Origin of the sequence: Nonomuraea roseola (assembly GCF_039535395.1) — a bacterium.
GTDB lineage: Bacteria > Actinomycetota > Actinomycetes > Streptosporangiales > Streptosporangiaceae > Nonomuraea > Nonomuraea roseola.
Window position 1 is genome coordinate 5,308,692 of sequence record NZ_BAAAXC010000015.1, and the last position, 23,360, is coordinate 5,332,051.

The following is a 23,360-nucleotide window of genomic DNA, read 5'->3' on the forward strand; positions in this document are numbered from 1 at the left end:
ACGCGGTGTGTACGGTTCTCGCATGCGGTTCGGGGTGCTCGGTCCACTGACGGTGTGGGACGCCGAGGGGAATGCGGTCAGGATCTCCGAGGTGAAGGTCAGGGCGCTCCTCGCGGACCTGCTGGTGCACGAGGGGCGGCCGGTCTCCGCCGACCGGCTCATCGACGACCTGTGGGGACAGGAGCCGCCGGGCAACCCCGCCAACGCCCTCCAGGCCAAGGTCTCCCAGCTGCGCCGGGCTCTCGGCCGCGACAGGGTCGTCTACCAGGCGCCCGGCTACCGGCTGCGCCTCGACGAGCAGGGCGACGAGGTGGACGCGCGCCTGTTCCAGAGCCTGGCGAGCAGGGCCCGCCTGGCCGGCGACCCCAGGGCGAGGGTCGCGCTCCTCACCGAGGCGCTCGAGCTGTGGCGCGGGCCGGCGTTCGCCGAGTTCGCCGACGAGGAGTTCGCGCGGACGGCCGCGCAGCGCCTGGCCGACCAGCGACTGGCCGTCCTGGAGGAGCAGGCCGAGGCCCGGCTGGAGTCGGGCGACCGTACCCTGCTCGTGGGGGAGCTCGCGGACCTGGTGGCGCGCCATCCGCTGAGGGAGCGGCTGCGCGCCGTCCAGATCCGCGCCCTCTACCTGGCAGGTCGCCAGAGCGAGGCGCTGGCCTCGTACGCGGAGCTGCGGGAGCGCCTGGCCGAGGACCTGGGCCTCGATCCGAGTCCTGAGCTGGCCGCGCTCCACCAGGCGATCCTGCGCCAGGACGTGACACCGCCCGCCTTCACCGGAGGGCAGGCGGACGCCGGCCCGTCGCAGCGGCCCCGGTCGAATCTCCCCGCCCCGCTCACCGCGCTGGTCGGCCGCGACCAGTCCATGGACGAGATCGGCCGGCTCCTCGGCGCCGCGCGCCTGGTCACCCTCACGGGCTCGGGCGGGGTCGGCAAGACACGGCTCGCCGTGGAGAGCGCCGCCAGGCTCGCCGCCGACGTGCCCGACGGGGTGTGGCTGGTCGAACTGGCGGGGCAGGGCGGCGGCCTGGCGGACCTGGTGCAGCTGGTCGCCGCCGTGCTCGGTGTCAGGGACGACGTGCCCTCGGGCCCGCAGCGGCTCGGAGTCGCTCCCGCGCCCGCCGAACGGCTCACCGCCGCCCTGCGCGACCGCAGGATCCTGCTCGTTCTCGACAACTGCGAACACGTCGTCGAACCCGCCGCCGAACTCGCGGAGCTGCTGTTGCGCGCCGCCCCAGGACTGCGCGTCCTGGTTACCAGCCAGGAGCCGCTGGGCCTGGCGGGCGAGGCGGTCTTCCTGGTGGAGCCGCTCGAGCCGGCCGACGCCGTACGGCTGTTCGCCCAGCGCGCCGCCGCGGCGGCCCCGGGCTTCTCGCTCGACGGCGCCACCCGCGAGACCCTGGATGCGGTGGCGGAGATCTGCCGCCGCCTCGACGGCATTCCGCTCGCCCTCGAACTGGCGGCGACCAGGGTGCGCGCCCTGGGGGTGCGGGAGCTGGCGGCCCGCCTCGACAACCGGTTCAGGCTGCTGACCTCGGGACAGCGCGGAGCGCCCGCGCGGCAGCAGACGTTGCGCGCGATGATCGACTGGAGCTGGGAGCTGCTCGGCGAGCGGGAACGCTTCGTGCTTCGCCGCCTGGCCGTGCACAGCGACGGCTGCGCCCTGGACGCCGCGGAAGCGGTGTGCGCGGGTGACGGCGTGGCCCCCGAGGAGGTGCTCGACCTGGTCACCCGCCTGGTCGACCGCTCCCTCGTCGTCGTGGTCGACGGGCCCGCCGGTCCCCGTTACCGGCTGCTCGAGTCCGTGGCCGCGTACGCGATGGAGCGCCTGCACGAGGCGGAGGACGTCGGCGACGTCAGGGAGCGGCACCTACGCCACTACCTGGATCTCGCGGAGCGGGCGGAACCCCACCTTCGCGGCGCCCTGCAACGGGAATGGCTCGGCAGGCTCGACGCCGAGGCCGCCAACCTGCGCTCGGCGCTCGACGAGGCGACCCGGCGCGCCGCCGAGGCGGGCGCGCCCGCGCCCGAGGCGGTACGGCTCGCCACCGCCCTCGCCTGGTGGTGGCTGCTGCGCGGACGGCTGAACGAGGCGGGTCGCGCCCTGTCGAGCGTGCTCGCCGTCGCTCCGGGTGCCGCCGAGCTCCACGTGCTCCGCAACGCCTTCGCCCTGCTGACAGGCGACAGGTCCAGCACGGGGGAGTGCCCGGAATCGAAGATCGAGGACCCGGGGCGGCGCGGCCTGGCCGTGTGGATCTATGCGTACGGTCTGTTCAACGCCGGTGATCTCGACGCCGGCGAGGAGGCCAACGCCCGCGCCCTCGACCTCTTCGCCGTCGCGGGCGACCGATGGGGCAGCGCCGCCGCTCTGGGGCTGCGCGCCATGCAGGCGCTGATGCGCGGCGACCTCGACGGCATCGCCGGCGACGGCCTGCGCAGCGCGCGGCTCTTCCGCGAGCTCGGCGACCGCTGGGGAGAGCTGCAGACCGTCTCGCCGCTCGCCGCGCTCGCCGAGATCAAGGGCGACTACGAGGAGGCCACGCGCCTGCAGAGCGAGGGGCTGCGCATCGCGCAGGAGCTGGGGCTCGAGACGGAGGTGTCGGCGCGCTACTCGGGGCTCGGCAGGCTCGCGCTGCTCGCCCACGAGTGGGACAGGGCCCGTGAGCTGCATGAGCGGGCGCGGCGGCTGGCCGTCGAGCAGGGCTACAAGTACGGCGAGGTCCACTCGGAGATGGGGCTCGCGCTGGGGGCGCGCCGCTCGGGCGACCTCGACGAGGCCGAGGCACGGCTGCTGCGCCTGCGCGACGCGGCGGTGTCCTCGCGGGTGGGCGAGCATCTGCTGCTCGCGGAGCTCGGCTTCGTCGCCGAACAGCGGGGGGGACAGGGCGGGAGCGACGGCTCACCATCTCCTCGGCCTGCGGATCGCCCGCTCCGTCGAGGAGCCGCGCGCCATGGCCCTCTCCCTCGAGGGCCTGGCGGGGGCGGCGGCGCTCACAGGGGACGCCGACGGTGGCGGGTGCGCGGCCCTGCTGCTCGGCGCTGCGCAGGCCGCGCGCCTGAGCGTGGGCGCCCCGCTGCCGCGCGCCGAGCGCGGTGACGTCGACAGGATCACGGAGGCGGCGAAGGCCGCCCTGGGACAGACGGCCTTCGCCGAGGCCTTCCAGCGGGGCGCGACCCTGTCACCTGAGGAGGCCGCGCTCACCGCCACGAAGGTGCTGCCGCCCGCGCCCTCCTTGGCGGAGGGCGTCTGACGGGCGCGACCGGTCACGCGGCGGCCGGGGCGAGCGTCTCGGCCCTGGCGACAGCGTCCAGCGTGGGGTAGTCGGTGTATCCGCTCTCCCCGCCGACGTACATCAGGCCCGTGTCACGCACCGGGTTGAGCGGCGCGCCCGTCCGCAGCCGCTCGACCAGGTCGGGATTCGCCAGGAACGCGCGGCCGAGCGAGATCAGGTCGGCTCCCGCGGCCAGGAGCCGCTCGCCCTCCCGCCTGCCGCCGTCGGCGGGCAGGGGCCCTGGCCACGGCAGCATCGGGTTGGCGATCAGCGTGCCCTGCCAGCGCCTGCGCAGGTCGTGGAAGAGCGGCTGGCCGGGGTCGGCGAAGACGACGTGCAGGTAGGCCAGGCCGACGTCCGCCAGCGCGTCGAGCAGCGCCCGGTAGATGTCGCCGGTGTCGCCCTCCTCGATGCCGTTGACGGTGAGTCCGGGAGCGATGCGCAGTCCGACCCGCTCGGGGCCGACCGCGTCGGCGACGGCCTTGACCACCTCCACCGCGAACCGGATGCGGCCTGCCACCGAGCCGCCGTAGGCGTCGGTGCGGTGGTTGGTGCCCCCCGCGAGGAACTGGTGGATGAGGTAGCCGTTGGCGCCGTGCACCTCCACCCCGGCGAAGCCCGCGTCGACGGCGTTGCGGGCGGCGGCGGCGAAGTCGGCCACGGTGGCGTGGATCTCGTCGATGGTCATCTCCCTCGGCACGACGGCCGGCTGGTGCCCGCTCGGGGTGAAGATCGTGTCGGGGAGCGGGACCGGTGAGGGCGCGACCGGCGCCAGTCCGCTGTTGTCGGGGTGGCCGACCCGCCCGCCGTGCTGCAGCTGCAGGAACATCCGGCCACCGGCGGCGCGCACCGCGTCGGTCACCTGCCGCCACCCGGCCACGTGCGCCCGGTCGTGGATCGCGGTGATGTTGGGATAGGTCTGTCCCACGGCGTTCGGGGTGGACGCCTCGGCGATGATCAACCCGGCCGAGGCTCGCTGGGCGTAGTAGGTGGCCATGATCGGCTGCGGGACGCCGTCGGCTGCGGCGCGGTTGCGGGTCATCGGCGCCATCACCAGGCGGTTGGGCAGGCGGAGGTCGCCGAGGCTTGCGGGTTCGAACAGGCGCGACATCACCGGTGCGTTCGCGGTGGTGGCCTCGTCGGCGTACGTCGTCATGATCTGCTCCCTGCTGCGTGTTTTCGCTGACAGGGACGACTGTGCTCTCAGGCGCTTCGGAGGCGCTGACGGTCGGCTGACGCGCGTCACGAGGCGGGCGTCAGGCCCTTGCGCATCGGGCTGACGCACGACACGAAGCGGGCGTCAGCCCTTGCGCACCGGCAGGCGAGCCGGGCGGATGATGATGCTGCCCGACGTCCACCGCACGTCCTCGGCCGCTCCCGCCAGCGTGAGACCGGGCAGCCGCCGGACGAGGACGCCGAGGATCTCCTGCAGCTCCATGCGCGCCAGGTTCGCGCCCAGGCAGTAGTGCGGGCCGCGGCCGAAGGCGAGGTGCTGGGCCGTCTCACGTCGCAGGTCCATGGTGTGCGGGTCGGGGAAGACCGAGGGGTCGAAGTTGGCCCCCGCGAAGGAGGCGATCACTCCCTCGCCCTTCCGCACCGTGCCCGAAGGCAGCTCGATGTCCTCGGTGGCCACCCTGAGCAGCGGGCTGTCGCCGGGCTGCTCCATCCTGAGCAGCTCCTCCACCGCGTCGGGCACCAGCTCGGGCCGGGCGGCCAGCCGGGCGTAGCCGTCGCGGGGGTCGAGCAGCCTGAGCACCGCCCTGCCCAGCACCGATCCGGTCGTCTCGTGCCCCGCGAGGAACAGTCCCAGCGCGTTGCGCACGAGCTCGTCCTCGTTCAGCCGGTCCTCGCCGTCGCGGGCGTGGATCATCGCGGCCAGCAGGCCGTCCCCCGGATCCTCCCGATGCCCGGCGATCACCTCGGCCATGTAGGCGTAGAACTCCATGGCCGCGGTGAGCTTGTCCTCCTCCGACAGGCTGGAGGTGGACAGCATCGCGTCCGACCAGGCCCGAACCCGGACGGAGTCGATCCCGGGCACGCCCATGACGTCGCAGATGACCTGGATGGGCAGGGGGAAGGCGAAGTCGTGCAGGAACTCGAACTCCTCCTGAAGCCCCTCGATGAGCTCGGCGGTGAGCTCGCGCAGCCTGGGCCGCCAGCCGTTGACCACGCGCGGCGTGAACACCCCCGACAGCAGCCTGCGCAGCCTGGTGTGGTCGGGCGGGTCCATGCTGGTGAGGGTCCCTGGGGAGTCGGCGATGGTGAACCCGGGAAACATCCTGGGCGCGCCAGGGCGGCTGAGGTCGCGGCTGAACCGCGGGTCGCTCAACACGGCCACGGCGTCCTCGTGGGTCGTGGTGAGGTACGCCGTGTCCCCGCTGGGCAACAGGACCTTGCCGAGGGGCTCCTTGGCCCGCCGCTCGGCGTACGTCTGCGCAGGGACTCCCCGTGGACCGGGTACGAACGGGTAGCGCTCAAAGTCGGCCATGAACCGGACGCTATCCACTGATCCACCGACTGGACAGGCCTGAGCCGCGGCTAGATCTCCCTGAGCGCGGGAAGCAGCGAGCCCTTCGCCCAGTCGAAGAACGGCTGCTGCTGGTCTGCTCCGATCTGCACCAGCGCCACATGCGTGTACCCGGCGTCGGCGAACTTCCGCACCGCCTGGACGACGGCGTCCACGGCGTCCCCGCAGGGCACGCTCTCTGCCACGTCCTCGGGCCGTACCGTGCTCGCCGCGGCCGCGAAGTTCACCGGGCCTGGCAGCTCCGCCATGACCTTCCACCCGCCCACGCCCGACCAGCGCCACAGCCGGTGGGCGCGCTCCTTGGCGGCCTCGGCGTCGGTGTCGTAGGCGATGGGCAGCTGGCCGTAGACCGGCTTGCCCGTACCGCCCGCGGCGTTGAACTGCTGGACCACCTCGGGCATCGGGTCGTTGACCACCAGCAGGTCGCCGAGTTCGGCGGCGATCGCGGCCGAGCGCCCGCCGGAGGCCGCGATGCCGATCGGGACCCGCTCGTCGGGCCGGTCGTAGAGCTTGGCGGAGTCGACGTTGAAGTACTCGCCGTGGTAGGTGACGTAGTCCCCGCCGAACAGCTCCTTGATGATCTCGATCGCCTCGCGGAACATCTCGTGCCGCGTGTCGGCGGGCGGCCAGCCCTCACCGATCACGTGCTCGTTCAGGTTCTCCCCCGCGCCCAGGCCGAGCGTGAAGCGGCCGCCGCTCAGCGCCCCCATCGTGGCGGCCTTCTGCGCGACCACGGCAGGGTGGTAACGCATGATCGGGCAGGTGACGTACGTCATGAGCGGTATCCGCTGCGTCGCGTGCGCGACCGCGCCGAGCACCGACCACGCGTAGGGCGAGTGCCCCATCTCCTCGATCCAGGGGAAGTAGTGGTCGGAGATCACCGCGAAGTCGAAGCCGAGTTGCTCGGCGGTGACGGCGTAGTCCACGAGCTGCCGGGCGGGAGTCTGCTCGGACATCAGGGTGTATCCAATGTGCACCATGAAGTCGTGGTTTCCGGGCTTCGGCAAGGATAAGTACCGAACACCGAAGATCAATGATGATCGGTGCAGGCCGTGCGCTCTCCGCTCGGTGTGATGCAGGGTGGGGACATGTCGGTCGCGGACTTTCGCAGGTGGGTGAGCCGTCCATGGGCGGGGGACGCCGCGCTCGCCGTGGTGGTGCTGGCGGCCGAGCTCGGCTCGGTCTCATCAGGTCTCAGTGTCAGGGTCGTGCTGATCGCGGTGGGCGGGGCGGGGCTGATGCTCCTGCGCCGCCACTGCCCGGTCGTCGTGGCCGTGCTGGTCGGCGTGCTCTACGTGGTGGGCGCCCAGCCGCCCCTGTACGACGCGCCGGTCAGCGCCATGATGATCGCGCTCTACAGCGCGGGCCGTCACACCCCGGCGCTCACCTCGGTCGCCGTGGCGGCGGCGGCCGTGGTGGTCAGCCTGGCGCTCAACGGGGTGGTCATGGGGGCGCCTCTGTCGATGACGCTGCCCCTGGCGCTGTCGCCGGCGATGCCCGTGGCGGCCGGGCACCTCGTCCGGCTGCGCAAGGAGCTGACCCTGCGAAGGGAGCAGCAGGCGGCCGAGCACGCGGTACGCGAGGAGCGCCGCCGCATCGCGCGCGAATTGCACGACGTGATCGCCCACCACGTCAGCGTGGTCGGCCTCTACATGGGCGTGGCCAGGAGGACGATCCCGATCGACGGGGAACGCGCCCAGCGGGCCCTGCTCACAGGGGAGGAGACGGCTCGCAGGGCGATGACCGAGATGCGTCACCTGCTCGACGTGCTGCGCACCGACGGCGAGTCGGTGGAGAACCAGGCGGGTGTCGGGGTGGCGAGGCTGCCGGCGCTGGTCGAGGAGTCGGGCAACGCGGCGCTGGAGGTCACGGGCGAGGCGGTCGAGCTGCCGACGACCGTGGACCACGCCGTCTACCGGATCGTCCAGGAGGCGCTCACCAACACGCGCAAGCACGCGGTGGGCGCCAGGTCCCGCGTACGGCTGGCCTACCTGCCCGGCCTGGTCGAAGTGGAGGTCGCCGACGACGGTCAGGCGCGCCAGAGTGGCGGCGTGGGGCTCGGTCTCGCGGGGATGGCCGAACGGGTGTCGCTGTGCGGAGGCCGGTTGCGCGCGGGCCCCTCGCCCGCGGGAGGCTTCGTGGTGCACGCCCGCATCCCCCTGCAGGAGAAGACGTGATCAAGGTACTGCTCGCGGACGACCACGCGCTGGTCCGAGCGGGGCTGCGCCTGCTGCTCGAGACCGAGGACGGACTGACCGCCGTGGGGGAGGCCGCCGACGGGCTCGACGCGGTACGGCAGAGCCACGCCCTGCGCCCCGACGTGGTGCTGATGGACCTCCACCTGCCCGGCATGGACGGCGTGGCGGCCACGGAGCGGATCGTCGCCGAGCTGCCACAGGTCAGGGTGCTGGCGCTGAGCACGTTCGACCTGGAGGAACACGTGGTGGCGGCGCTGAGGGCCGGCGCGTCTGGCTTCCTGCCCAAGGACGCCTCGCCCGAGGAGCTGATCGAGGGCATCAGGATCGTGCACAGGGGTGAGGCGACGGTGGCGCCCCGGCTGCTGCTCGGCCTGATCGGCACCTTCGTGCGCCCCACGCGCCCCCGTGCGGTCGAGGTCCCCGCCGAGCTGTCCGGGCTGAGTGAGCGCGAGAGGCAGGTGCTCGAACTCATCGCGCGCGGCCTGTCCAACGGGCAGATCGCCGAGGAGGTCGGTCTCTCGGTGTCGACGGTGAAGAACCGCGTGAGCGAGGTCTTCGCCAAGCTCGGAGTCCGTGACAGGGCTCAGGCGGTGATCGCCGCCTACGAGGCCGGGCTGGTCACCCCTGGCGAGCGGGGCCGCTGACCCTCGACGACGTCCATCACACGCCCGTCGCTGTCTCCACCGCCGTGGTGGAGGGCGGCGGAGCGGACGAAGAGCCCACCCGGGGGCGAGGCGTGGGCTCTTGTCGTGCCGGCCGCCCGGTCACCGGCCAGGCACGTCACGCCTGGCCGGTTGTGGCGCGGGGGCCGGAGAATCCCGGCTCCTACTTGCAGCTGTGGAAGCCGGAGTTGTAGCCGTCGCGGAACCCGTTCCACCACGCGCCGCTTCCTTGGACGTTCAGGTCGTGGGGCTTCTTGGCCTTGCAGTCGGTTCTTCCGTCGGAGAATCCCGCGTTGTAGCCCTTGTTGTACTGCTTCTTCTTCTTTGGCTTCGGTGGCAGGGCCGTCGTGACGGTCGTGGTCTCCGATCCGGCCTGAGCGATGGCCGTGGTGCCGAAGCCCGCCGCGCCCTGGGCCACCGTGCTCGCCTGCACGGCCGCGACCGGTCCGAAGGCGAGAGCGGTGAGGAGTGCTGAGCCGACTAGCAGACGTCGAGTGCCAGGCATTCCCTTCTCCTTTCTCTTCTGCCGGGGCGGCCCGTGGCGATGGTCCGCCGGCGAGCTCGCGCTCCGACGTTCCCTGCCATCATGGGCAACGGCCTGTCACGCGGCCGCCATGATCGCGTGACGCCGGCGTGACCGGCGTCTTCACCCGCCGGCGGGCTGGAGCTGCGCCACCAGCTCGCGCAGCCGTGGCGTCGGCCGCAGCCCGAGCTCGCACTGGAGGCGCTGTGCGTAGCGTGTGAAGTGGCGAAGCGCCTCGACCTGGTTGCCTTCGGCGAGGTGCGCCTGGATGAGCGCGGCGCAGGCGCTCTCGCGCAGCGGCTCGGCGTGCAGGGCCGCGCTCGCGGCCGCGACGGCGTCGGCGTGGCGGCGGGCCCTGACGAAGTCGGCGGCCAGCGCCTCCAGGGCGTGCAGGCGTTGCTGGTGCCACTCCTCCGCCGTGGCGAGGACCCAGTCGTCGTACCAGCCCGGCAGCAGGCCAGACGACAGCACGGAGACGGCCGAGGGGCTCAGGTCCTCGTCAGGGGTCGGCGCGGTGCGATCGAGGATCCGCAGCGCCAGGGAGCGGGCGTGATCGATGTCCACGTCGGTGTCGGGCGAGAGCCGGATCTCGGTCACACCGATGTCGAGCATGCGCCGCCCCGCCCCGTTCAGGCGGGCCAGCGCCGATCGCAGGCTCGCGTACGCGCGCCGCTCCGACGCCTCGGGCCAGAGGGTTCCCGCGATGAGGTTCCTGGGCACGCTCTGGCGGCACAGGGCGACGAACGCCAGGAGGCGTTCCGAACCACTTGGCAGGGTGACCTGGTCGTCCCCTGCCTGAAGCCGGAAACCGCCCAGGAGATCGACACGCAGAGGAGACCGGTAGCTGCTCTCCATAATCCTCCCGTCCCCGCACTATCCGGGAACAGCGTCACGCGGTGGGCAGCCCTTCCAACCATCCCTATTGTCCGTTATGTACCCTCCGAATGTCGAGGGAGGCGCTGGAAGGCCCGGCCGTGGCGGCTCAGCCGCGCGCGTCCAGGAGGGCGTTGAGCTCCGGGTAGGGGATGGCGCCGTCCAGCGCGGTGTAGGTGCCCGAGCGGAGGAGTTCCTCGGTCGCGCGCCTGGCGACGCCGTAGGCGGCCTCGGCGACGGCGGAGCCGAGGCTGATCCTGGCCACCCCCTGGGCGGCGAGCGCCGCCACGTCAGGCGCGCCGAACCCGGCGAGCACGTTGAGGGGCGCGCCGACCTTGCCCGCCAGGGTCGCGAGGGCGGGGAGATCGAGCAGGCCCGGCACGAACACGCCGTCCGCTCCGGCCTCGACGTAGGCGGTCGCGCGCTCCAGCGTCTCGCCGAGGTCGGCGCTCCCGCCGAGGTAGGTGTCGACGCGGGCGTTGAGGAACATCGGGATCCCGGCCTCGTCGGCGGCGGCGCGGGCGGCGGCCAGCCGCGCGGTCTGCTCCTCGATCGTGCGCAGCGGGGCGGCGCCGGTGCGGTCGGCGTCCTCCAGGTTGACGCCCACGGCGCCGGCGGCCAGCACCTCCCGCACGGTCCGCCCGACCCCCTCGGCGTCCTGCGCGTAACCGCCCTCGATGTCGGCGCTGACCGGCACGCTGACGCCCGCGGCGACCCTGGCGACCAGGTCGCGGGCGGCGGCGGCTCCCAGGCGGTCGCCGTCGGGGGAGCCGAGGCTCCAGGCGACGCCCGCGCTGGTCGTGGCGACGGCGGACGCGCCGGCGGCGGCGACGACCATGGCGCTGGCCGCGTCCCATGCGTTGGCGAGCAGCAGCGGCCGCCCGGGGACGTGCAGCGAACGGAACAGCAGTGCTCGGTCACGTTGTGTGCTCATGAGGAGAGACTTCATCAGCCTGCGACGCTCCGGCCAAACGTTTTAGGCAGGGCTGAAACGTGGCAGGGGCGCGGTGGGTGGTCGTGATCGCCCGCATCGCTCGCGCCATTCGTGATTCCCGCCTTTTGGAGAAGAATCACTCGACGGGGCATGACTGAGGAATGTCGAGATGAATTCGGTAAGGAGTCATGGTTGTTTTCGCGCATGGATTTCGGTCCGCAGTGGAAAGTGGTCCTACCGTGCGGAAAGAGACCGAAACGATCTGCCTGACCCGCGGCGGCGCTTCCTTGACAGCGGGTGATTCCCCGGAGTCGATGTCGCAGCCGGACGAAGGGGCCAGGATGACGATCTTGGGTGCGTCCATTTCGCCTCCGCAGGCGAGAGGGGGGAATTCCCCTTGTTTCCCTGCACGGAGGGGCTGCGAATCAGCCTGTCCGAATCTCTGGTTTGGTCCCGACGCATACTCGGGCGCACTATCACTCTGGAGAGGTTCTGTGAAGCCCCTGAGTCGGACGTGTCAGCCGAGTTGCGGACTGCGGTAATGACCGTTGACGCCGCCCGTAAGGACTGGATATAAGAGGTCTGACCGCAAACCGCCAATACTTGGGCAAGACGTACTAAGTCGTACGGGATTCAATTCAAAGAGTTCTCTGCAGCTTTTGCCGAGGAGCCCCCGCACCATGGCGATGAAGCATCTCTGTCTTGCGCGACCTACGCCCTGTACGTCCTTTCTGACCGCGGACGGCACCCGCCCAGGCCAGGGAGGTGCGCAGCCATCACGGGTCAGCTGACCGCGGCTCCGCGCGACCCCCACCCGGTCTCCGCGCGCCGCACCCGCACCCTGTTCTGCCTCCCCTTCGCCGGCGGGGGCGCAAGCGCCTACACCCCGCTGCAGCGCGACCTCGCGAGCCTGGAGGTGGTGCCGCTGCAACTGCCCGGCAGGGAGAACCGCCTGTCCGAGCCGCCCGCGTTCACCGTCCACGAGGTCGCCGACGAGATCGCCCCCGCCACGGGCGCCCCCTACGCCCTGTACGGCCACAGCATGGGCGCGCGCCTGGCCTTCGAGGTGGTCAGGGAGCTGCGCCGCCGCGGACTGCCGCAGCCCACGCGCCTGTACGTGGGAGGCGCGCACCCGCCGCACCTCAGGGTGCCGCTGGCCGCCACCGCCGACCTGCCCGACGATGCCTTCATCGACCAGCTGGTACGGCGAGCAGGCGCCATGGCCGAGCTGAGGGAGGAGCCCGAGCTCCGCGAGCTCATGTTGCCCCTGCTCCGGTCGGACCTCGCCTGGATCAAGCGCTACCGCTACACGCCCGAGCTCCCGCTGGACACCTCCATCGTGGCCTTCGCGGGCGTCGACGACGGGGAGGTGGGCCCTTCCGACATGCTGGGCTGGGCCCGGCACACCGCCCATGGCTTCGGGCTGAGAACCGTGCGCGGCGGCCACCTGTTCGTCAAGGACACGCACGAGGAGCTGGCCCGCCTGATCACCGCCGACCTGGCTGGCGAGGTCGGCGCGCCCGAGCAGGACGAGGTCCACCTCTGGCTGAGTGAGAGCGCGGCGGGCGTGGACGAGGTGCTGCGCCGCTACGGCGGCGGCGACGTGCGGGCGAGCGCCTGCGACGCCGACGGGCTGGCCCTGGTCGCCGTGACCGCTTCACAGGCGGCGGGCGTGGCCGTGGGCCTGGCCGCCGCGACGCCCGAGGCCGTCGACCTGTCCGCGCTCGACGTCACCGAGCGTGACCAGATCGAGGACGCGGCGGAGGAGGACAGGCACTGGCTGGCGCAGCGCGCCGTGACCGCCAGGCGCGCCTTGATCGCGGGCGCGGGCCATGGCGCCGCGATCGAGCCCTTCCCCGACCTCGGCGACCCCGGCCCCTGGCAGGTCCAGGGCTGGCAGGTGCTCCACCTGCCCCTGCACACCTCGCGGGGCGAGGCTCGGGGAGCCGTGGCCGTGCCGTACGGCAGCGCGAGGCTCGCGCTCTTCACACTGAAGGACCGGACCAGGTGATCGAAATGAAGGCGAGTCCGCTCCTGCATGACCTGGTCACCGCCCAGGCCCGCCGTACCCCCGACGCCGTCGCGATCAGGCAGTGGAACGAGCGCCTGACCTACCGCGAGCTGACCGGCGCCGCCAACGCGCTGGCCCACCGCCTGCGCGAGGAGGGGGTGGGGCCCGAGGTGCGCGTCGGCGTCTGCACCAGGCGCACACCCGGCCTGCTGGTGTCGGTGCTCGGCGTGCTGCTGGCCGGCGGCGCGTACGTGCCGCTCGACCCGTCGCACCCCACGGCGCGGCTCCTCACGATCATCGAGGACGCCGGGATCGACGTGGTCGTCGCCGACGAGAGCGGCGAGAAGAAGCTGGCGGCCGCGCCCGTCAGGCTCCTGCTGCCGGACGGACGCGAGGGGCCCGAACCGCCCGCGCGCCACACCCATCAGGCCGGCGCGGCGTACGTGCTCTACACCTCCGGCTCGACGGGCAGGCCCAAGGGCGTCGTGGTGAGCCACGCGTCGGTGGTCGCGTTCGTCACGATGGCGGGAGGGCGGTTCGACCTCGGCGCGGGATGCCGCTCCATCGGCTTCGCCGCCCTCGGGTTCGACGTGTCCGTGCTCGACATCTTCGCCCCACTGGCGGAGGGCGGGTCGGTCATGCTGGTCCCCGACGAGGACAGGGTGGACCCCGCCCGCCTCCAGCGCTTCCTCGAAGGCCACGAGGTCACCTGGGGCACCATCCCGCCCGCGCTGCTGCCGCTCCTGGACCCCGGCAGGCTGCCCTCCCTCACCGACCTGCTCACCGCGGGCGAGCCGGCGGGACCCGAGCAGGTGGCCCGCTGGTCCAGGCCGGGCCTGCGCCGCTTCCACAACTGGTACGGCCCGACCGAGACGACCGTGTGCGTGGTCGGCACGGAGCTCGAGGGCGAGTGGGACAGGCCGCTGCCGATCGGCCACGCCCTTCCCGGCTGCACCGCGCACGTCCTCGACGACGAGCTCGAGCCCTGCCCTCCCGGCGTTCCGGGCGAGCTCTACATCGGCGGCCCCCAACTGGCCCGCGGCTACCTGGACAGGCCCGCCCTGTCGGCCGAGCGCTTCGTCCCCGACCCCTACGGAGCGCCCGGCGCCCGCCTGTACAGGACGGGGGACAGGGTCGTGCTCGGCGACGACGGCGCGATCGGCTTCCTCGGCAGGGTGGACCGCCAGGTCAAGGTCCAGGGACAGCGCGTGGAGATCGGCGAGATCGAGTCCGTGCTGCGCGCGCACCAGGCGATCCGCCACGCCGTCGTCGACCTGGACACCGGCGCGGGCGGGCTGAAGGAGCTGACCGCCTACCTGGCGCCCGAGGACGCCCCCGATGTGGCGGACCTGCGCGCCTACTGCCTCCAGACGCTTCCCTCCTACATGGTCCCCACCAGGGTGGTCCGCCTGCCGGTGCTGCCGATCACGGTGAGCGGGAAGATCGACATGGCGGCGCTGCGCGCGCACGAGGCGTCCCCCGCGCAGGCGGCGGGCAGACGGCCGGAGAGCGTGGAGGAGAGGGCCGTCGCGGCGGTGTGGGCCACGACGTTCGAGACGGGGGAGCCGGGCGCCGACGACGACTTCTTCGCCGCGGGCGGCCACTCCCTGCTGGCCATGCGTCTCACTGCGGGGCTGCGGGAGCGGCTGCGCAGGGAGATCTCCGTCGAGGACGTCCTGTCGGGCCGCACGGTGGCGGGCATCGCCGTCCGCGCCGCGGCCGCCGCGCCGCTGCTCGACCCGCCCGCCGTGGCGCCCGCCGCGTTGTCGGCGCTCCAGCGGCGGATGTGGTTCGTCGAACGGCTGGCCCAGGGCACACCCGTCCACAACATCGCGATGGCGCAGCGGCTGTCGGGCAGGCTCGACGTCGACGCGCTGCGCGCCGCCCTCGCCGCGGTCGCCCGCCGCCACGAGGTGCTGCGCTGGCGCGTGCCCCAGTCGGGCGGGGTCCCCGCCGTCGCCGTGGACCCGCCGGGCGAGGTGCCGCTTCCCGTGGAGCAGGTCACCGAGGAGCGGTTACGCGAGAGGCTGCAGGCCGAGGCGGCCTCCCCGTTCGACCTGGCGAAGGGGCCGCTCTGGCGGGCGCTCCTGCTGCGCGTCGCCGACGACGAGCACGTGCTGGCCCTCACCGCCCACCACCTCGTCTTCGACGGCTGGTCGCAGTCGGTGCTCTACGACGACCTCGGGCGCGCCTACCGGGGCGAGCCGCTCGCCGCGCTGCCCGCCTCCTTCGGCGGCTACGTCGCATGGCTCGCCGAGAAGGAGGCCGCCGCCGACCTCGACTGGTGGAGCGCGCGGCTCGACGGCGCCCCCACCGTGCTCGACCTGCCGAGGGACCATCCGCGCCCCGCCGTGCAGACCTTCGAGGGCGCGGTCGTCACGGCCGAGGCGGACGTCTCGACCAGCGCCGCCGTCAGGGCGCTCGCCGCGGGCCTGGGGGCCACGCCGTACGCGGTCATGCTCGCGGCCTTCGGGCAGGAGTTACGGAGGCTGACAGGCCGGCACGACCTGATCGTCGGCACCCCCGTCGCCGACCGCCGCGACCCCGTGCTGGAGCCGATGGCCGGGTGCCTGGTGCAGATGCTGCCGGTGCGGCTGCGGATCGAGGACGACGAGGCGTTCGCCGCGCACGTCGCGAGCTGCCAGTCGACGCTGTCCGAGGCGCTCGCCCACCTGGACGTGCGCCTCGAACGGCTGGTCGACAGGCTCGGGCCTGGACGCGACCTGTCGCGCAACCCGCTGATCCAGGTGCTGTTCAACATGTACGACTTCACCGAGCCGCGCCTGAACCTGCCGGGGGTGAGCGCCACCCCGCTGCCGCCCGGTCTGCCGGGGGCGCTGTTCGACCTCACCCTGTACGTCGGAGAGCGGCAGGGCAGGCACGTCCTGCAGGCCGTCTACAACCCCAGGCTGTTCGCCGCCGAACGGATCGAGGCGCTGCTGGAGGGCTACCTCACCCTCCTCGGCGACCTGGTCGCCGCCCCCGAGCGCCCGGTACGGCACGCCGCCCTCCGCCCCGCGGGCACCGCCCTGCCCGAAGGGAGGGCGCCGCTTCCCGGCTGGGACGGCCCCGGCCTCGTCGAGACCGTCCTGGAGCGGGCGGACGCCCATCCGGAACGCGTGGCGGTGAGCGGCGAAGGAGGCGAGCTGTCCTACGCCGACCTGGCCGAGATCGTCAGGGCGACGGCCGCGACCGTGCGGCAGGGGCAGACGGTCGCGGTCCTGGCCACCAGGCGCTGCGAGCTGCCCGCGCTGCTGCTGGGGGTGCTGGCAGGCGGGGCCCGCTGGGCCGTGCTCGACGCCGCCCATCCCGCCGCGAGGCTGGCCGCGCAGGCGCGGTCGGCCGGCGCCCAGGCCCTCATCGCCTGTCCCGGAGTCACCGTTCCGCAGGAACTGTCCTGGCTCCCTCGCCCAGGCGGCGAGGGCCACGACGGCGCGGCGGTGCCGTACGAGCGGCAGGGGTATCTGTCCTTCACCTCGGGATCCACGGGGGAGCCCAAGCCGGTCCGCGCGGGAGAGCGGCCGCTGGCCCGCTTCCTCGCCTGGTATCCCACCGCGCTCGGCCTGACGGAGGACGACACCTTCGCCCTGCTGGCAGGCCTGGCCCACGACCCGCTGCTGCGTGACGCCTTCACCCCGCTCGTCCTCGGCGCCCGCCTGTGCGTGCCAGGCCACGACCTCGTCCGCGACCCGGCCAAGCTCGCGGCGTGGCTGCGCGACCACGCCGTCACCGTCGTCCACCTGACCCCGCAGCTGGCCACGCTCATCGCCGCCGCCGGGGTGGCCTTACCCGACCTGCGACTGGTCGTCTTCGGCGGGGACAGGCTGACCTGGGCCGACGTCGCCAGGTTCGCGAGAGTCGCGCCAGGGGCCAGGATGGTCAACTCCTACGGCACCACCGAGACGCCGCAGACCCAGGCGTTGCACCTCGTCGGCCAGCCCAAGGGCGACAGCGGCGACCCCGTGCCCGTCGGCCACGGCGTCGACGGCGCCGAGCTGCTCGTGCTCGGGGCGGACGGCGCCCCCGCCGCGGTCGGCGAGCTGGGGGAGGTCGTGATCAGGAGCCGCAGGCTGGCCGAGGGGTACCTCGACGAGCGGCTCACCGAGGAGCGCTTCGCCGTGGAGGCCGACGGCGTCACCGGCCGCTACCGGACGGGAGACCTCGGCAGGTACGAGCCCGACGGCGGCGTGGTGCTCGCGGGCAGGAGCGACGGCCAGGTCAAGATCCGCGGCTACCGGGTCGAGCTGGGCGAGATCGAGCACGCGCTGCTGGCCCATCCCGGCGTGCGGGCCGCCGTCGCCGTGGCCGTCGACCAGCAGGCGGGGCCCGCGCTTCGGGCGTACGCGGTACCGGAGAGCGCGGCCACGCACGCGGGCGAGTTACAGCGGCATCTGAGAGGCAGTTTGCCCGACTACGCGCTCCCCGCCGACCTGATCCTGCTGCCCGCGCTCCCCCTGACCCCCAACGGGAAAATCGACAGGGCCGCGCTGCCCGCCCCCGCTGCGCGGCCCGCTGCCCGCAGGGGAGAGGAGCCCGCCACCGGCACCGAGCGGCTGATCGCGGGCGTCTGGAGGGAGGTCCTCGGCCTGCCGAGGGTCTCCGCCGACGAGAACTTCTTCGAGATCGGCGGGCACTCGCTCGCCACCGCCCAGGTCCAGGCCCGTCTCACCGCCTCACTCGGCAGGGACGTTCCCATCGTCGATCTGTTCCGCTTCCCGACCGTCCGCGCGCTCGCCGCCCACCTCGATGGCGAGCGCCGTACGGCCGGACCGGAGCGTGCCGCCCGACGCATCGCGGCGCGCCAGACACGACCGTCATCTCGCAGGCCTTACCAGGCCAGACAGGAGAACAAGGAATGACCGGTCCGGCGTACCACGAACCAGAGCAGGCCGTCGAGCCGATCGCGGTCATCGGGATCGCTTGCCGCCTCCCAGGCGCCGAGGACGTGCCCGCGTTCTGGCGCAACCTGGTCGACGGAGTGGAGTCCGTCAAGTTCTACACCCGTGAGGAGCAGGAGGCGCTCGGCGTCCCCGACTACCTGCTCGACGACCCGACCTTCGTGCGGGCGGCCTCGGTGGCCGAGGACTACGGCGCGCTCGACGCCGCCTTCTTCGGGATGTCGCCGCGAGAGGCCGAGCTGCGCGATCCGCAGCAGCGGATGTTCCTCGAGCTGTCCAACACCGCTCTGGAGGACGCGGGCTACGACCCCTCGCGTTACCAGGGCGAGGTCGGGGTCTACGGCACCATCGGCTCGGACGAGTACCAATGGATGTACATCAGGCCGAACCGCAAGGTGTTCGCCTCTGTGGGCAGCCTGGCGGTCTTCACCGGCAACCACCCCGACTACCTGGCGACCCTGGTCTCCTACAAGCTCGATCTGCGCGGGCCCAGCGTGACGATGCACACGGCCTGCTCCTCCTCCCTGGTCGCCATCCACGTGGCGTGCGAGGCGCTGCGCGCGGGTGAGTGCGACATGGCGCTGACCGGCGGCGTCTCGCTGGAGATGCCCGCCGAGTGGGGCTACCAGTACCACCAGGACGGCATCTACGCCGCCGACGGGCACTGCAGGGCCTTCGACGCCGGAGCGGCGGGGACGATCTGGGGCGGAGGCGGCGGCGTGGCCGTGCTCAAGCGGCTGTCCGACGCCATCGCCGACGGCGACCACATCCGCGCCGTCGTCGCGGGCAACGCGATCAACAACGACGGCGCGACCAAGGTGGGCTTCTCGGCGCCCAGCGCCGAGGGTCAGGCCGCCGCGGTCTCGCTCGCGCTCGGCGTCGCCCAGGTCGACCCGCGCACCGTCACCTACGTGGAGGCCCACGGCACCGGCACCTCCCTCGGCGACCCGATCGAGGTGGCCGCCCTGTCCAACGTGTTCGGCAGCGGCACCGACGAGGCCGGCTGGTGCGGCATCGGCTCGGTGAAGACCAACATCGGCCACCTCGGCCCCGCCGCGGGCATCGCGGGCTTCATCAAGACCGTCCTGGCGCTCGAACACGGCATGATCCCGCCGACGATCAACTTCGAGAAGCCCAACCCGCGCATCGACTTCGGCACCAACCCCTTCTACGTCGCCTCCTCACTCACCAAGTGGGAGACCGACGGCTTCCCCCGGCGCGCGGGCGTCAGCTCCTTCGGCATCGGCGGCACCAACGCCCACGTCGTGATGGAGCAGGCGCCGCCCGCCCCCGTGCCCACGACGCAGCCGCGCTCCGCCCACCTGCTGCAGGTGTCGGCCCGCACCTCCAGCGCGCTGGAGGCCGCCGTGCGGAGACTGGCCGACCGCCTCGACGGGGCCGGGATCGACCTGGCGGACGTGGCGTTCACGCTGCGCAAGGGGCGGCGCGAGATGACCCATCGCGCCGCGGTGGTCGCCACCGACGCCGCCGACGCGGTCGCCGCGCTGACCGACCCGCGCCGCCTGGTCAAGGGCAAGGCGGGCAAGCCGCGCGTGGCGTGGCTGTTCTCGGGCCAGGGCGCGCAGTACGCGGGCATGGGCGCGCAGCTGTACCGCACCGAGCCAGTCTTCACGGCCGCCGTCGACGAGTGCGCCGAGATCCTGCGCGACGAGCTGGATCTGGACATCAGGACCCTGCTGTTCCCCGAGGACGGCGAGCGCGAGCGGGCCGACGAGCGGCTGCGTCAGACCTCGCTCACCCAGCCCGCGCTGTTCACCGTCGAATGGGCGCTGGCGAGCCTGTGGCGTTCGTGGGGCGTGGAACCGGCCGCGATGGTCGGCCACAGCATCGGCGAGTACGTCGCCGCCACCTTCGCGGGCGTCTTCGACCTGTCCGACGCCCTGCGCCTGGTCGCGGCCAGGGGCAGGCTGATGCAGAGCATGCCGGAAGGCTCCATGCTCGCCGTCAGGATGGAGGAGGACGAGGTGCGCGGGCAGCTGCCCGACGGCCTGTCCATCGCCACCGTCAACGGGCCTGGCAGCTGCGTGGTGGCCGGACCGACCACGCTGGTCGAGGAGTTCTCCGCCCGTCTCGAGGAGGCGGGCGTCGGGCGCACCATGCTGCGCACCTCCCACGCCTTCCACTCGCCGATGATGGACCCCATTCTCGGCGAGTTCCACGACGTCGTCGCCAGGGCGGCGCGTCACGCGCCGAGCAGGCCGTTCCTGTCCAACGTCTCCGGCACCTGGATCACCGCGGAGGAGGCGGTCGACCCCGCCTACTGGACGCGCCACCTGAGGGAGGCCGTCAGGTTCGGCGACTGCGTGGCGACGCTCGCCGCCGAAGGGGAGTGGCGGCTGGTCGAGTGCGGCCCCGGCAGGCAGCTGGCCGGTCTCGCCAGGACCCAGCTGCCGCGCACCGGGCCCGCGCCGCTGGCCAGCCTGCCCGGCCCCGCCGACCCGAAGCAGGACCTCGAGGTGCTCTACGCCGCGGCGGGCGCGCTGTGGACCTCGGGCGTCCAGCTCGACGCCGACGCTCTCGGTGAGCCCGCCCGCAGGGTGCCGCTGCCCGGCTACCCCTACGAGCGCACCCACCACTGGGTCCAGACGACCATCGACCCCGAGCTGGTCTACCCGCGTTCACCGCGCGCCGGCGCGCTCGCTCCCGAGGAGTGGTACTCGGTCCCCGCGTGGCGGCAGGCCCCCGTCGCCCTCACCGCGACCACCACCGAGACCACGGCCGCGTGGAGCGGACGCTGCCTCGTCTTCGCCGGCCCCGCCGCCGAGCCGATGGTGGCCGCGCTGCGGTCGGCGGGCGCCGACGTGGTGCCCGTGGTCAGGGGCGAGACCTACGGCGTGGCCGCCGACGGCACGATCACGATCAGGCCGGGACGACGCGAGGACTACGAGGCGCTGCTGGCCGAGACAGGGGTCCCCGCACGGGTGGTCCACGCCTGGGCCCTCGACGGCGAGCCCGCCGACGGCGTACGGCAGACGCTGGCCGCCCAGGACGCGGGCTTCCACAGCCTGCTCGACCTGGTCCAGGCCCTCGCCCAGGTCGAACGCGAGCACGACGTCCACCTCGACGTCGTCACCGCGGGCACGCAGAGCGTCACGGGCCACGACCTCCACAGGCCCGAGCACGCCACGGTGGCCGGCATCGCCAAGGTCGTCCCCCTGGAGGCGCGCTGGCTGTCGGTGCGCCACATCGACCTCGAGGACGCCGTCTACGACTCCACCCCCCTGCTGGCCGAGCTGACCGCCGTTCCGGAGGAGCCCGAGGAGGGCGTGCCGCCGTCCCCCGTGGCCCTGCGGGCGGGCCGCCGCTGGGTGCGCGGCTACCAGCAGGTGCCCGTGGCCCCGCTCGACGGCGAGCCGGCGGGCCTGCGCGAGGAGGGCGTCTACGTCATCACCGGAGGGCTCGGCGGCATCGGCCTGACCCTGGCCGAGGACCTGGCCGCCAAGGTCAGGGCCAGGCTCGTGCTGATCAGCAGGTCGGGGCTGCCGCCGCGCGACGGATGGGACGCGCTCGAAGGCGCCGACGACCGCACGGGCCGCGCCGTCCGCGCCGTCCGCAGGATGGAGTCGGCAGGCGCCGAGGTGCTCGTCATGGCCGCCGACGTCACCGACCCCGCGAGCCTGCGCGAGGTCAGGACGGCGGCCCTCGGCAGGTTCGGCCGCGTCGACGGCATCGTGCACGCCGCGGGGCTGCCGGGCGGCGGCATGGCCGAGGTGAAGGAGCGCGAGGCCGCCGACCTCGTCATGGCGCCCAAGCTGGCGGGCACGCTCGCGCTGCGCGAGGTCTTCGGCGACCTCGACCTGGACTTCGTGCTGCTGTGCTCGTCGGTGACGGCCGTCGCGGGCGGCTTCGGCCAGGTGGACTACTGCGCCGCCAACAACTTCATGGACGCCTACGCCCACACCTGGCCTGGCAGGGTGCTGTCGGTGAACTGGGGCGCCTGGCTGGAGGTCGGCATGGCGGCCGAGGTCGCCGCCCCCGTCGCCTTCCGCGCGCTGCAGCGAGGCGACCGGGTCACCCCGTTCGACCACCCCGTCCTGTCCCACAGGCACGAGACCCCTGGCCGCACCCCCTGGTACGGCGGGACCGTCGCCCCCGACACCCACTGGATGCTGGACGAGCACCGCATGGCGCAGGTGCCCGTCATGCCGGGCACCGTCTACCTGGACAGCGCCCGCGCCGCCTTCCAGGACGCCGTGCCGAGCCCCGGCCCCGGCTACGAGGTCGAGCTGCGCGACGTGGCCTTCGTCGCGCCCATGCCCGTGGCCGACGGCGGCGCCGCCGAGCTGCGCGTGCAGCTGACGCCCAGCGGCGACGGCATGGACTTCGAGGTGGTCAGCGTCGTCGGCGGGCGATCGCGCCAGCACGCCAGAGGAGCGGCGAGCTGGATCCGCGGTGGCCAGGAGCACGCCGCCGAGCTGGCAGAGGTGCGCGCCCGCTGCTCACACGCCAGCAGCGACGACATCGCCCACGTGTTCTCCTCCGCCTCGGGCCTGCTGTCCTTCGGCCCCAGGTGGACCAGCCTGCGCTCGGTCTACCTCGGGCAGAACGAGGCACTGGCCAGGCTGGAGGCGGGCCCCGAGGTGGCGGCCGAGATCGACGGGTTCGTCTTCCACCCAGCGCTGCTGGACGAGGCGACCGCGTTCCTGGGCGCCACGAACGACCACAGCTTCCTGCCGATCGGCTACGGCAGGATCGTGGTGCACGCCCCCGTCCCTGGACGGGTGTGGAGCCACGCCATCCAGCGCGACACGGGCAGCGCCGAGATCGTCGCCGTCGACTTCACCCTCTACGACGACGACGGCGGCAAGATCCTGACGATCTCCGACTTCGTGCTCCGCAGGATCGACAGGGAGTCGGTCACCCAGACGGTCGGCGAGGGAGCGAAGGAGAGCGTCGAGGACCGCGCCGTCGCCGAGGAGTCCGCGGCCGCCGGCGTGGCGGTGGACCTGGACGGGGCCAAGGCGGGCATCTCGCCCGCAGACGGCGCCGACGCCTTCCGCAGGCTGCTGGCCGTCGGGCTCGGCACCCAGGTGGTGGTCAACGCCACCCCGCTGCCCGAGTTCGTCGCCGGGGTGCGCGAGCTGACCCAGGACACCGTCGCCGAGGAGCTGGACGGCGCGGCGGCCGCCAACGGCGCCCACGCGCTGGACGAGGACCACGTCGCGCCGCGCAACGAGCTGGAGAGCACGCTGGCGGGCCTGTGGGGCGAGGTGCTCGGCGCCAGGCAGGTCAGCGTCGAGCAGGACTTCTTCGAGCTGGGCGGCAACTCCCTCGTCGCGGTCCAGCTCATCGCGCTCATCAGGAAGAAGATCGGCGTCAGGCTGCCCATGCGCAGCCTCTTCCAGGTGCCGACGGTGGCGGGCATGGCCTCGCTGGTGGAGGAGCTGCGCGGCCAGCAACCGGTCAAGCAGGTGGCCCTGACCAGGCTGCCCAGGCAGGAAAGGGCGTGA

General features: G+C 73.1%; 13 protein-coding genes. 7 read left to right on the plus strand and 6 right to left on the minus strand.

Annotation, left to right across the window (positions count from 1 at the left end; genetic code table 11):
* Positions 1 to 22 precede the first annotated feature (22 nt).
* Together ABFX55_RS48560 and ABFX55_RS48565 are read left to right on the plus strand one after the other, a co-directional pair.
* Positions 23 to 3,088, plus strand: coding sequence for an AfsR/SARP family transcriptional regulator (locus ABFX55_RS48560; RefSeq protein ID WP_346130921.1), 3,066 nt, complete (start codon positions 23 to 25; stop codon positions 3,086 to 3,088).
* Positions 3,054 to 3,242, plus strand: coding sequence for a hypothetical protein (locus ABFX55_RS48565; protein WP_346130923.1), 189 nt, complete (start codon positions 3,054 to 3,056; stop codon positions 3,240 to 3,242). The genes ABFX55_RS48560 and ABFX55_RS48565 overlap by 35 nt, the downstream gene beginning before the upstream one ends.
* Positions 3,243 to 3,255: 13 nt before the next feature.
* On the opposite strand, the gene ABFX55_RS48570 is transcribed toward ABFX55_RS48565, so the two are convergent.
* The 3 genes from ABFX55_RS48570 to ABFX55_RS48580 form a co-directional block, all read right to left on the minus strand.
* Entirely contained in the window at positions 3,256 to 4,374 is a 1,119-nt protein-coding gene (locus tag ABFX55_RS48570; protein WP_346131486.1) for an alkene reductase, read from the minus strand.
* 189 nt (positions 4,375 to 4,563) lie between these two features.
* The gene (locus ABFX55_RS48575) at positions 4,564 to 5,751 is read right to left on the minus strand and encodes a cytochrome P450 (RefSeq protein WP_346130925.1); all 1,188 of its coding nucleotides are present in this window, start codon (positions 5,749 to 5,751) and stop codon (positions 4,564 to 4,566) included.
* A gap of 50 nt (positions 5,752 to 5,801) precedes the next feature.
* Positions 5,802 to 6,770: a TIGR03557 family F420-dependent LLM class oxidoreductase gene (locus ABFX55_RS48580; RefSeq protein WP_346130926.1), complete on the minus strand. Its 969-nt coding sequence runs from the start codon at positions 6,768 to 6,770 to the stop codon at positions 5,802 to 5,804.
* 108 nt (positions 6,771 to 6,878) lie between these two features.
* Here ABFX55_RS48580 and ABFX55_RS48585 point away from each other — a divergent pair, with 108 nt between their 5' ends.
* Together ABFX55_RS48585 and ABFX55_RS48590 are read left to right on the plus strand one after the other, a co-directional pair.
* Positions 6,879 to 7,967 carry a sensor histidine kinase gene (locus tag ABFX55_RS48585; protein ID WP_346130928.1) on the plus strand — a complete coding sequence of 363 codons (1,089 nt, stop codon included), beginning with the start codon at positions 6,879 to 6,881 and terminating at the stop codon, positions 7,965 to 7,967.
* Entirely contained in the window at positions 7,964 to 8,632 is a 669-nt protein-coding gene (locus ABFX55_RS48590; RefSeq protein WP_346130930.1) for a response regulator, read from the plus strand. Before ABFX55_RS48585 ends, ABFX55_RS48590 begins: the two co-directional genes overlap by 4 nt.
* Positions 8,633 to 8,813: 181 nt before the next feature.
* Here the strand turns inward: ABFX55_RS48590 and ABFX55_RS48595 are convergent, their stop codons facing one another.
* The 3 genes from ABFX55_RS48595 to ABFX55_RS48605 all read right to left on the minus strand — a co-directional run bounded on the left by ABFX55_RS48595 (position 8,814) and on the right by ABFX55_RS48605 (position 10,980).
* On the minus strand, positions 8,814 to 9,155 hold the full coding sequence (locus ABFX55_RS48595; protein WP_346130932.1) for a hypothetical protein: 342 nt from the start codon (positions 9,153 to 9,155) through the stop codon (positions 8,814 to 8,816).
* A gap of 141 nt (positions 9,156 to 9,296) precedes the next feature.
* Complete coding sequence (locus ABFX55_RS48600) at positions 9,297 to 10,028, minus strand: AfsR/SARP family transcriptional regulator (RefSeq protein ID WP_346130934.1); 732 nt, start codon at positions 10,026 to 10,028, stop codon at positions 9,297 to 9,299.
* 127 nt (positions 10,029 to 10,155) lie between these two features.
* Entirely contained in the window at positions 10,156 to 10,980 is an 825-nt protein-coding gene (locus tag ABFX55_RS48605) for an isocitrate lyase/PEP mutase family protein (protein WP_346130935.1), read from the minus strand.
* An 841-nt stretch (positions 10,981 to 11,821) separates the two neighbouring features.
* Between ABFX55_RS48605 and ABFX55_RS48610 the strand changes: the two genes are divergently transcribed.
* The 3 genes from ABFX55_RS48610 to ABFX55_RS48620 are packed head-to-tail and all read left to right on the plus strand — an operon-like array spanning position 11,822 to position 23,360.
* Complete coding sequence (locus ABFX55_RS48610) at positions 11,822 to 12,991, plus strand: thioesterase II family protein (protein ID WP_346131488.1); 1,170 nt, start codon at positions 11,822 to 11,824, stop codon at positions 12,989 to 12,991.
* Between the two features lie 5 nt (positions 12,992 to 12,996).
* On the plus strand, positions 12,997 to 17,850 hold the full coding sequence (locus ABFX55_RS48615; protein ID WP_346131489.1) for an amino acid adenylation domain-containing protein: 4,854 nt from the start codon (positions 12,997 to 12,999) through the stop codon (positions 17,848 to 17,850).
* Positions 17,847 to 23,360 carry a type I polyketide synthase gene (locus ABFX55_RS48620; RefSeq protein ID WP_346130937.1) on the plus strand — a complete coding sequence of 1,838 codons (5,514 nt, stop codon included), beginning with the start codon at positions 17,847 to 17,849 and terminating at the stop codon, positions 23,358 to 23,360. The genes ABFX55_RS48615 and ABFX55_RS48620 overlap by 4 nt, the downstream gene beginning before the upstream one ends.